The sequence below is a fragment of the Nostoc sp. JL23 genome (assembly GCF_017115065.1).
In the GTDB taxonomy this organism is placed as follows: domain Bacteria; phylum Cyanobacteriota; class Cyanobacteriia; order Cyanobacteriales; family Nostocaceae; genus Nostoc; species Nostoc punctiforme_A.
Map to the genome: position 1 here is coordinate 163,683 of NZ_JABXKN010000034.1, position 9,611 is coordinate 173,293.

General features: G+C 41.2%; 11 protein-coding genes and 1 pseudogene. 7 read left to right on the plus strand and 5 right to left on the minus strand.

Going from position 1 to position 9,611, the window contains the following annotated elements; translation table 11 throughout:
- The first annotated feature begins 118 nt into the window (after window positions 1-118).
- Window positions 119-520: a hypothetical protein gene (locus HWQ42_RS06190; protein ID WP_292810222.1), complete on the plus strand. Its 402-nt coding sequence runs from the start codon at window positions 119-121 to the stop codon at window positions 518-520.
- A 232-nt stretch (window positions 521-752) separates the two neighbouring features.
- On the opposite strand, the gene HWQ42_RS06195 is transcribed toward HWQ42_RS06190, so the two are convergent.
- Entirely contained in the window at window positions 753-1,202 is a 450-nt protein-coding gene (locus HWQ42_RS06195) for a pentapeptide repeat-containing protein (RefSeq protein WP_292810251.1), read from the minus strand.
- A 171-nt stretch (window positions 1,203-1,373) separates the two neighbouring features.
- Between HWQ42_RS06195 and HWQ42_RS06200 the strand changes: the two genes are divergently transcribed.
- Window positions 1,374-1,904: a YraN family protein gene (locus HWQ42_RS06200; protein ID WP_292810224.1), complete on the plus strand. Its 531-nt coding sequence runs from the start codon at window positions 1,374-1,376 to the stop codon at window positions 1,902-1,904.
- Window positions 1,905-1,974: 70 nt separating this feature from the next.
- Here HWQ42_RS06200 and HWQ42_RS06205 read toward each other — a convergent pair whose 3' ends face one another.
- Window positions 1,975-2,364, minus strand: coding sequence for a hypothetical protein (locus HWQ42_RS06205; RefSeq protein WP_099103349.1), 390 nt, complete (start codon window positions 2,362-2,364; stop codon window positions 1,975-1,977).
- 245 nt (window positions 2,365-2,609) lie between these two features.
- Between HWQ42_RS06205 and queA the strand changes: the two genes are divergently transcribed.
- Together queA and HWQ42_RS06215 are read left to right on the plus strand one after the other, a co-directional pair.
- On the plus strand, window positions 2,610-3,836 hold the full coding sequence (gene queA, locus HWQ42_RS06210) for a tRNA preQ1(34) S-adenosylmethionine ribosyltransferase-isomerase QueA (RefSeq protein WP_292810253.1): 1,227 nt from the start codon (window positions 2,610-2,612) through the stop codon (window positions 3,834-3,836).
- Window positions 3,837-3,964: 128 nt separating this feature from the next.
- Window positions 3,965-5,065: a tetratricopeptide repeat protein gene (locus tag HWQ42_RS06215; protein ID WP_292810255.1), complete on the plus strand. Its 1,101-nt coding sequence runs from the start codon at window positions 3,965-3,967 to the stop codon at window positions 5,063-5,065.
- A 202-nt stretch (window positions 5,066-5,267) separates the two neighbouring features.
- On the opposite strand, the gene HWQ42_RS06220 is transcribed toward HWQ42_RS06215, so the two are convergent.
- On the minus strand, window positions 5,268-5,963 hold the full coding sequence (locus tag HWQ42_RS06220; protein WP_292810226.1) for a TrkA family potassium uptake protein: 696 nt from the start codon (window positions 5,961-5,963) through the stop codon (window positions 5,268-5,270).
- A gap of 153 nt (window positions 5,964-6,116) precedes the next feature.
- The gene (locus HWQ42_RS06225) at window positions 6,117-7,451 is read right to left on the minus strand and encodes a TrkH family potassium uptake protein (protein ID WP_292810228.1); all 1,335 of its coding nucleotides are present in this window, start codon (window positions 7,449-7,451) and stop codon (window positions 6,117-6,119) included.
- A gap of 564 nt (window positions 7,452-8,015) precedes the next feature.
- Between HWQ42_RS06225 and HWQ42_RS06230 the strand changes: the two genes are divergently transcribed.
- Window positions 8,016-8,462 (plus strand): phage integrase SAM-like domain-containing protein, encoded by a 447-nt coding sequence (locus tag HWQ42_RS06230; RefSeq protein ID WP_292810230.1) that lies wholly within the window; start codon window positions 8,016-8,018, stop codon window positions 8,460-8,462.
- 56 nt (window positions 8,463-8,518) lie between these two features.
- Complete coding sequence (locus HWQ42_RS06235) at window positions 8,519-8,677, plus strand: hypothetical protein (RefSeq protein ID WP_292810257.1); 159 nt, start codon at window positions 8,519-8,521, stop codon at window positions 8,675-8,677.
- A gap of 353 nt (window positions 8,678-9,030) precedes the next feature.
- Here the strand turns inward: HWQ42_RS06235 and HWQ42_RS06240 are convergent, their stop codons facing one another.
- A complete protein-coding gene (locus HWQ42_RS06240) occupies window positions 9,031-9,225 on the minus strand; it encodes a hypothetical protein (RefSeq protein WP_292810232.1) in 195 nt (64 codons plus the stop codon).
- 122 nt (window positions 9,226-9,347) lie between these two features.
- Between HWQ42_RS06240 and HWQ42_RS06245 the strand changes: the two are divergent.
- Window positions 9,348-9,611: pseudogene (locus tag HWQ42_RS06245) on the plus strand (hypothetical protein); the annotation flags it as partial.

Below are 9,611 nucleotides of genomic sequence, written 5' to 3' on the forward strand. Positions count from 1 at the left end.
CATAAAGTGTTACTAACTAGTATAACACCTTGCTCTGTCTTGATTTCAGTGCTTTTACCCTGCCAGAACCGCTTTGATTGCGGATAGAAATATATGAAATCTTATATTTTGAAACTGTATGTATTTTAAAATAGGCGGGATTGTGGGTGCGATCGCTATTTTATTAAGTAATGGTAGTGCGTTCACCGGAGGTGTTGGCGCAGCCATCGCTGAAAATGCACAAAGATATATCACTGTAGGGCATGATAAATTAGGAAACAGTGTAGCTCTGGATACGGAAACTATAAAAGGCACTACATACAAGCTTTACGGAATGTATGGTGATGGCATTTTCGAGACTACATTCGATGCTTCGTGCAAAGAATCGCGGCTTTTTCGGAATCGCATTGCCATTTATGGATCGAAAGGACAGCTACTTCAAGAAGATCGAGAAAAAGGAGAAATACCTTTTGTAGCTAATTCTTCACCAGGTAAAGGAATGCAAATTGTTTGTCAAAAGATTGGTGCAAATGGTTGGTAGGTAATCATTAAAAAGACAGGAGGCAGGAGATAAAAACTGCTCAGGAAGATGATTTCAGGGGCTGGCATTTGTACATTTCATGATGTCCAGCCCATTTATTTCTACCTGTAGATTAGGTAGGGACTGAAGAAGATTTAATTAAGTAAATTAAAGCAAATTTTCATTACAGAAAGTTTAAATCTCTCCCCTCGTCGGTGACTTCCCTTTCTCTTGCCTCCTGCCTCCTACTTAACTAAGGACAAAACAACGTGTCACGCGTATCTCTTCCTGTAGTTGGATTAGTCCCTTTGGCAAGTTTGCACAATTTTTTTTGCTCATCGGGACGCAGCAGCGTATCGGTAAAATCTGCCCCATCAATGATTGCACCATCAAATCTGGCGTTAGCAGCAAAGGCACCCTCCAACAGTGCATTTGTCAAATTTGCTCTGACTAAACGAGCTGAGTCTAAAGTGGCATTTCTCAAATCAGAACCCTCTAAATTCGCAGACTCCAAATTTGCTGCAAAGAAACTGACACCGTTCAAATTAGCTCGGCTGAAGTTGCTCTGGCGAAGATTAGCTTTAGTAAAGCTAGAGTCTGTTAAATCACGTCCTGAAAAATCAGCCTCAACTAAAATTTCCTTATTATATTCGAGTGCCAAAGCTGTTGGAGCAAAACCGACCGTTGCGGTGATGCTAACCATTCCCCACAGGAATAAGCTGAGTATGCTTACCCAAATGTGATGGTTTGTTTTACGCTTCAATTCCAACTCAGTGCAGGATAAGTTGAGTGTAGAACCCGTTGTGCGTAGGCGTAGTCCGCCGCAGGCATCGCTTAACCTAGAATTCACAGAATTCATGATATTTATTAGTCAATGGCTAACCTTCCTCCATCTCATTATCCAGATATTGGTTCATTAGGAGAAGACCTAGTAGCCCAATGGTTGCAATCTACTGGTTGGATAATTCTCCATCGTCGCTTTTCTAGCCGCTGGGGGGAAATTGATATCATCGCTGAATATGATAGAAAAGCAGAGGAAGCAGGGGAGCAAGGGAGCAGGGGAGCAGTAGAAAAACTCAGGACTCAGCACTCATTATTGGCATTTGTTGAAGTCAAAACCCGTAGTTCAGGTAGTTGGGATGCCGGGGGAAGAAGCGCAATCACTTTACAAAAGCAAGCAAAAATCTGGCGTACAGCTGAAATATTCTTAGCCCAGTATCCTGAGAAGGCAGATTATTCTTGTCGATTTGATGTTGCTATTGTCTACTGTCAAAGGATGTCAAAAAATCTGACTGGGGTTACAGCAAACCAGGAAGCTCTAGCTACTTCATCAGTACCCGGATACAAGTTTAAGCTGCAAGAATACATTCTGGCAGCTTTTGACTCTTTAATTGATAATGGTTAATTGGTAATTGATAAAATAGCTTAATTACCAATGACCAATAATTTTGTAGTGGCGTTACAACCCAATAGTCTCACGCCAGAGTTTCTGGACAGTAACCTAAGCCCCGGACAAACTGTTGCCTGAACGCTTCAATTTCGTCTCTTTCTGGGCTACCATGAGAAACGATCGCTACCTGATAGCGACGCATCACATCCACAGGGCACTGTCCCGCTTCCAAACTCCAAAGTGCCATTTGCACCCTCATTGGCGGTTCGTAGCTAATTCCTAATTCATTTAGAAAAGCCCGAAAGTCGCCATCTTCTTGGGCCGAGACTTGACCTTTGAGTTTGATCCTAACCACCCAGCCATCAATTTGATGAATTACGGTGACGAACGAAACTGGTGTCTGGGGTCTAGCGTGGAGGTGTTGAACGACCCTCAGGGTTAGACTGGCATTTGCCAGATAGTACAAGTATTCCATGTTTGTTGGTGCTTGGGATCAAAGCCAATCCTACATATCTATATTCGTCAATAAGTCCCTGTTCCCGGTAGGGTAAAAGCCCCCGTTTTTAGATGGGGAGGTTTACCCAATTTTTATGTTAATTTTTCCGTGTTACTTAATAGTAACAATCTTATAGCCTAGCGACAAAACTGAGCGAAGATGCCTTAAAGTTCCTTTATAAGGGAAAACTTAACCTAGCCTTTTTAAGAGAGTATAAATACTAAATAAAGCAAAAACTAGTACAAGCCAATTTGAAAGATACTTCTAGCCCACAAGAAAAAGATTTGGAATTAGATTGCTCGGTAGCTGGCTATGACTACGAACTACCTCCAGAACTCATTGCCCAAAACCCAGCAGTTCCTAGAGATAGCTCACGGTTACTGGTGATTAATTCTCCGACTACAGGCATCGAAGCAGCACCTCTTCACCATATTTTCCATGATTTGCCTGCACTGCTACGCTCTGGTGATTTGTTGGTTATGAACAATACAAGAGTCATTCCAGCGCGGCTTTATGGTCATAAATCCACTGGTGCGAAAATCCAGGTGTTGCTATTGGAAGAACGGCAGCATAACTGTTGGTTAGCTTTAGTTAAGCCAGGAAAAAGCTTTAAACGGGGAGCTAAGATTATTTTTGAACCAAGGGAAGCGGGGATTGGGCATTCAAAAGAGGCAGAGGGGCGGGGTGCGGGGGGCAGAGGGGAAAATTCTCCCTTACTTCTTGCTCCTAGCCCTCAGCTAACGGCTACGGTTCTAGAAACAGACGCAGCAACCGGGGGGCGTTTGTTGCAATTTGATGTAGCAGAGGGAAAGACTTTGGTGGAACTGTTAGAGGTATTTGGTGAAGTACCGTTACCACCGTACATCACTACCTCAGAAGCTGCTGATGAGCAGTATCAGACAGTTTATGCTAAACAACCAGGAGCGATCGCAGCTCCGACGGCAGGATTACACTTTACCCCAGAATTATTACAACAGTTGCGCGATCGCCAAATCAATCAAGCTTTTGTGACGCTGCACGTTGGTGTCGGCACATTTCGCCCTGTGGAAGTGGAGGATGTAACTACCCATCAGATGCATGAAGAATGGATTGAAGTTCCTGCCGCTACAGTAGAGCAAATCCGCGCCACGAAAGCTGCTGGCGGTCGAATTATTGCTGTGGGAACAACGGCAGTACGGGCTTTAGAAGGGGCGGCTCAATCGGGTAATTTACAACCATTTTGCGGAAAAACAGACTTGTTTATTTATCCTGGCTACCAATGGCGGGTGGTAGATGGTTTGATTACGAATTTTCACTTACCGCGTTCCAGTTTGTTGATGTTGGTAAGTGCCCTAATTGGCAGACAACGATTATTGAATATATACAACGAAGCGATCGCTTTTGGATATCGCTTTTATTCATTCGGCGATGCCATGCTAATTTTGCCTTCAGCTATGGGAATGGGGAATTAGGAGTAGAGACGCGATTAATCGCGTCTGTACAAGAGTTAGAAGTTAAAAGTTGGAAATTGGGAATTTTTTCTTTCGTGGTGGGTACTCTGACTTATGAGGAGTTAAAAATAAGTACAGGTCTGCTATTAATGTCTGAAAAATACCTATTTTCTCATTGGTTAAATTTATTTTGTCAGGTAACACTCGGTAGCTGTTCTGCTTTTTTGATTTTGGCTGCACCGACAATTACTAATTTCCCAGTCAGCAAGCTGCTGGCAGAAACTGCAATTTCTCAGGATCTCGAAGCAGCTAGCTTTTTCCAGCAGGGAGTCACGCGCTATAACCGCCAAGACTTACAAGGTGCAGAATATGCCTTTCGTCAAGCGTTGCAGCGAGATCCTAACCTTGGGGTAGCACGGAATTTTCTCGGTAATATATTTATGGAGCAAAATCGCCTGGATGTAGCTTTACAAGAATTTACAGAGGCGATAAAAGTTAATCCCAATTTTAGCGAAGCTTATTACAACTTAGGGTTAGTGTTGCATCGACAAGGAGAAAAAGATGCAGCGATTACGGCTTATCGCCAGAGCTTGGTAATAGATTCCACAAGGGTGGCAGCGCTGTATAATCTGGGTTTGTTGCTGTATGAACAAGGAAAGTTAGAGGAAGCGATCGCTGCATACCAGCAAGCAATTAATCTAGATGGCAGCAATGCCAATGCTTATCTTAACTTAGCGATCGCCTTGCAACAACAAGGTCAAATAGAGCCTGCGATCGCCAATTATCGCCAAGCTTTGAAGCTAGATCCTAAAAATGCCACAGCCTACAGCAATATGGCAAATTTGCTAGCAATGCATGGTCAAGCTCCTGAGGCTATTTCTGTTTATCGGCAAGCTATTCGCCTAAATCCAAAAAGTGCCTCAGTTTACTATAACTTGGGAGTAACTTTATATAATCAGGGCGAGTTCAAAAAAGCCAGTGGAGTCTTGAAACGCGCTCACAATGAATATCGTGAGCAAGGCAACATTGAACAAGTCCAGAAAATTGAGCAGTTAATGCAGCAAATTGCTCAGAAAAGTGGGCAGCAGCAACCTCAAGCCAGTCAAACAGCTACTCCTTCTCAGAGTTCAGATTCTACAGTACAAACACCTGAGCCACAGACGCAAAATCAACCAGAAACGCCCGCGAACCCTGGCGATGTGCCTGTCTCAGTTGAACCACAATCCACTTCAACAAGTCCCGGACAATAAAAAACTCAGAGTTAAGGCGATTTGCCCTCAACCCCTTCTCCCAATATTGGGAGAAGGGGAGCGAATTTCAAAGTCCCTCTCACAAGCTTGAGAGAGGGATTTAGGGTGAAAGCTCATTGATTCATGCAATAAGTCTATTCTCTACTGGAGGTTAGGTTTGAGTAAAAGTTGCACACGGCATAACTCCTAACTCCTAACTTTTTTAAATCGGCAAACGATTAATATCTTTATTGCAACCAATAACAACCATTGCTGAACCACGCTCTAAACGCTTGGTAGCATCAGGATTAATTTGAAATTTCCCATCCTGGCTTACTGCTAGTAAATTTAAACCATAGCGGTTACGAAGTTGAAGTTCCGTGATGGTTTTGCCGTGAAATTCATCAGGCACAATCAACTCTACAATACTGTTATCTGGGTCGAGGTCAAACCGATCTAGAATTGCTGGTTTAGTAAGAGTACGCGCTAGGGCACAACCCGCTTCATACTCAGGAAAAACAACATGATCTGCTCCTACTCGCCGCAACAGTTTACGATGAACTTCACTAGAAGCTTTAGCAACTACGTGAGGTACACCAGCCTCTTTCACATTTAGGGTGGTTATGATGCTTTCTTGAACGTAGTTGCCAATCGCGACAATTACAGTATCAAATTCAAAAATTCCAGCTTCTTTGAGGGCGGCTGGTTCTGTAGAGTCTAGTTGCAAAGCATGACCAACTATTCCCTCAGTTAATGCTTCTGAAACTCGTTTTTCATCAATATCTGTTGCTAGCACTTGATAGCCAAAATTGTGCAGTGTGGAACAGACAGACCTTCCAAAGCGACCTAACCCAATTACAGCAAATTGCTGGTTATCTTTACGTAAACTGCAAAAAAAACTTAATGATGACAGATTCACCCTTTTTATCCTTATTATGGCTCCCTGTATTTAGGGCAAAAAACGGTTATACGGCTTGAATTAAAAATTTTATTTTTTGCCTTAGAATGTATATTTTATCAGTTTGGGCATTGGTTATTTTTTCTCTCGCACTCTGTATGCCCTCTCCTCTAACTATCCCACGAGTAAATTTTCTTCAGGATAGTGAATTCTGGTAGGACGCGGATCTCCTAGTACGGCAGACATTAGTAGCAAAACACCTACTCTGCCAACATACATCGTGACAATTAAGATCAGCTTTGCCGCTGTAGAGATAGTTCCTGTAATGCCTGTAGAAAGCCCCACCGTGGCGAAGGCTGATACCACTTCAAACAAAATTTGAATAAAATCTAATGTTGGATCTGTGAGGCTAATTAAAATGGTGGCGAAAATCACGGTCGCTACCGATCCTACTAGCACACCTACAGCTTTCAAAATTAAAGTTATTGCTATCTTGCGATCGTACAACAAAACTTCTTCTTTCCCCCGAAGAATCGTTTTCGTACAACTGGTTAGAACTCTCAAAGTTGTTGTTTTCATCCCTCCTCCTGTTCCACCTGGACTTGCACCAATAAACATTAGTGCAATCGTAATAAATAGACCAGCCGTAGTCATTTTGCTAATATCAATAGTGTTAAAACCAGCAGTTCTAGGAGTAACTGATTGGAACCAAGCTACTAATATCTGGTCACGGAAATTTAGAGAGCCAAATGTTTCAGGGTTTCTGATTTCTATACAGAAAAAGGCTATTATTCCGATGAATAATAATATAATGGTTGTACTGGTTGCAACTTTGAAATCCAGAGTAAATACTTGGGTTTGAATTTTTTTGTGAATGCGATCGCGCAACCAAAGATACATTTCCAAAATTACCTGATAGCCAATTCCCCCAAAGATAATCAACATAGAGATGGTAAAGACGACTAAGAAGGATGACTGATAGCCAATTAAGTTATCTTTAAATAAACTAAACCCAGCATTGTTCCAAGCATTGATGCTATGGAAAATCGCTAACCAAAGTCCTTGACTCCACCCATACTCTGGAACAAAAGCTGGTAAAAGTAAGAAGACTCCCGTAATTTCAAAAATTAAAGTTGTGGCAATAATTGAACGGATAACTTGGGAGCTACCACTCATCCCTGGACGGTCTAAAGCTTGTTGAATGGCGATTTTTTGCCGCATATCAAACTTACGACCAATAAGCAAAATCAGAAATGTGGTGGTTGTCATGTAGCCCAACCCGCCAATCTGAGCTAATAGGGCAATAAATAACTGACCCCAAAAGGAAAAATAAGTACCAGGATCGACTACTGATAAACCTGTGACACAAACTGCGGATGTGGAGGTAAATAGTGCCACAATCAGGTTATTCCATGTACCATCGCTAGTTGAGAAAGGCATCATCAACAGGATAGTACCAACAGCAATGACAGCCAGGAACCCCAAACAAATTGTGCGAGCGACAGTCATAATTAATTCAAAATTCAAAATTCAAAAAGTCAGATTTAAAATGGGTTGCCAGATGCTTTAAGCTGTAGCCCTATTTGGGAGAATTGACATAAATTCGACTCAGTAAAGTTTATTAAGGTAAAACCAATCAATTTTTTCAGAGAGGATAAATCTTGGTTTACCTTCTCTGGAAGTAAAAATACCCTTATTTAATTAAAAACATACTTTAGAGCCTGAAAGTATGTTTGCTCTATAATATCTATATTTAAACTCTTTTAGAGCTAAATAGTAAATTTTGAGCATGTATTGAGCATTTATGGTTAGTAGCGTAAAAACCTCCACTGGTAAAGCTAAAAAGGGTCCAGTATCTGTACGGTTAGATTCTGGGAGCCTGGGAGCATTAAGGCTTGTTTCCCAAGATCATACTGTAATAAAGGACAGATTAAGCTAGCTACTGGGATATCGTTGATTAGTGGTTGGGAGTCAAAAGCCGGACAGTAGCAACGACGATTACAGATAGAACTAGAGGATGGGAAGCTGGACGACGGTCAAGGAAATTTTGATTTAAGTCGTTACCAGGATATTTTGAAAGAGTACGGGTTACAAGCAAAATTGAGGATATCTAGGGAGCCTTCAACGTCAAATAATCAACTCCCACCTAAACCAGAAATCTCTATCCTCGAAATATGGGATATGTATTGTGACTATCGTAAGCCAAGCTTGAGAGAGACTACTTTTAAGAATGCGTATCAAGGACATTTTAAAAAGTACATTGAAACGGCTGTAAAAGCTGTTAAATGTGAAGATTATTTAAAAATTAGAAACTGGTTGATTGAGAATAGAAATCATAAACAAGTTAAGGAGCTATTCTCTAATTTATCTAAAGCTTATCGACTAGCGATAAAGAATAAATTGTTGAACCATAACCCTTATGAGGGTATGGCGGAAGAAATGACTAATAAAGGAATGCAGGGCAAAACACAAGATGAAATTGAATCAGAAAATGATAATGATGTTTTAGACAAAACGTAAGGATTCAGGTGGCAGAGTATTGACAAGGGGGACACTTGAGGGGGAGTATCACAAATATGAACCAAAACCTGCCTCAAGATTTAGACCGAGAAAGCTTGAACCAGTTATCAAAAGAAGAACTGGTGGAGATAATTATTGAGCATATCCAGCCAATAATTTTTCACTACTCAGTTGGTTTCAAAAGCCCATCAATCAAAAGAAGAGAATTTTACTGACCTCGGTCAAGCAACTCTGACTAATCGGGCTAAAACTGAATAGTACAAAAGTAACAATTTTAAAGACAGTAAATGAATTTTGTGTGAACCATAAACAATAGTCAGCAACAAAAAGTAGTTGATTGAATATAAACGCTTCTCACTGCTGTAACCTGAAAATTATCAGTAAACAAGGTGTAGCTGTGAAAGGTAAAAATAAATCGACACGGAGGCGCTAAGGTTCTCACAAAGTCAAAAATACAGCTATAAATTTAAGGCTAGAGTCAATTTTCTAACCCTAGCCTTAAATCTGTGATGTATGTTGCTTTTCAACTATCTGTAGTTTAGACAGAATCTTAGAAATAAAGCTCTAATTACTGTTGCCTTCCTTTCTTTTCATCCAGTGCTTTTTGAATGGCTTCTCTACAAAATTCAGGAGGATTGTCTTGCGCTTTGACCTCCTCTTCCATTGACTTAGTGACACGAATAGTAAGTTTCCCATCTAGAGGTTCTTCTCTGTCAGATTTAATTGGTTCAAAATTTTGAGGATTACCTTTAGGGTTAGGCATTGTTGAGAAATATAAATAACACTTGATTCGATGTCTACCGAAGAATAGAGTGTTTATTCGGTGGTGATGCCAGTCTCGCAAACAGTTCACCACCGATACCACTTTTAGTAAATGGCTACTCTATGTTTACACGAACGGAACTCGAAATCAAAACTATCCAGGAGTTACGCGACTTGTGCCGTCGCTACGGTCTTAAGCCTACTGGGAACGCTGGATATAAGACTAGCTACGTTACTTCACTTATAGCCTTCTCTGCGATCGCACTGAACCAGATGCAAGAAGGTAGGGGATTAAGACGGTTAAGGGACTTCCAGAAAATAAACTATTCCACCAACAGTAATGATAATCATTTTAAAGGGGGGATGAAGGGGCTGCCGACGGCAGCC

What these genes read in the sequence shown, in the direction of transcription:
- HWQ42_RS06240 (WP_292810232.1), bottom strand. Translation starts at nt 9,225, where the DNA reads ATGCCTAACCCTAAAGGTAATCCTCAAAATTTTGAACCAATTAAATCT.
- HWQ42_RS06215 (WP_292810255.1), top strand. Translation starts at nt 3,965, where the DNA reads ATGTCTGAAAAATACCTATTTTCTCATTGGTTAAATTTATTTTGTCAG.
- HWQ42_RS06225 (WP_292810228.1), bottom strand. Translation starts at nt 7,451, where the DNA reads ATGACTGTCGCTCGCACAATTTGTTTGGGGTTCCTGGCTGTCATTGCT.
- HWQ42_RS06200 (WP_292810224.1), top strand. Translation starts at nt 1,374, where the DNA reads ATGGCTAACCTTCCTCCATCTCATTATCCAGATATTGGTTCATTAGGA.
- HWQ42_RS06190 (WP_292810222.1), top strand. Translation starts at nt 119, where the DNA reads ATGTATTTTAAAATAGGCGGGATTGTGGGTGCGATCGCTATTTTATTA.
- HWQ42_RS06205 (WP_099103349.1), bottom strand. Translation starts at nt 2,364, where the DNA reads ATGGAATACTTGTACTATCTGGCAAATGCCAGTCTAACCCTGAGGGTC.
- HWQ42_RS06195 (WP_292810251.1), bottom strand. Translation starts at nt 1,202, where the DNA reads ATGGTTAGCATCACCGCAACGGTCGGTTTTGCTCCAACAGCTTTGGCA.
- HWQ42_RS06235 (WP_292810257.1), top strand. Translation starts at nt 8,519, where the DNA reads ATGAACCAAAACCTGCCTCAAGATTTAGACCGAGAAAGCTTGAACCAG.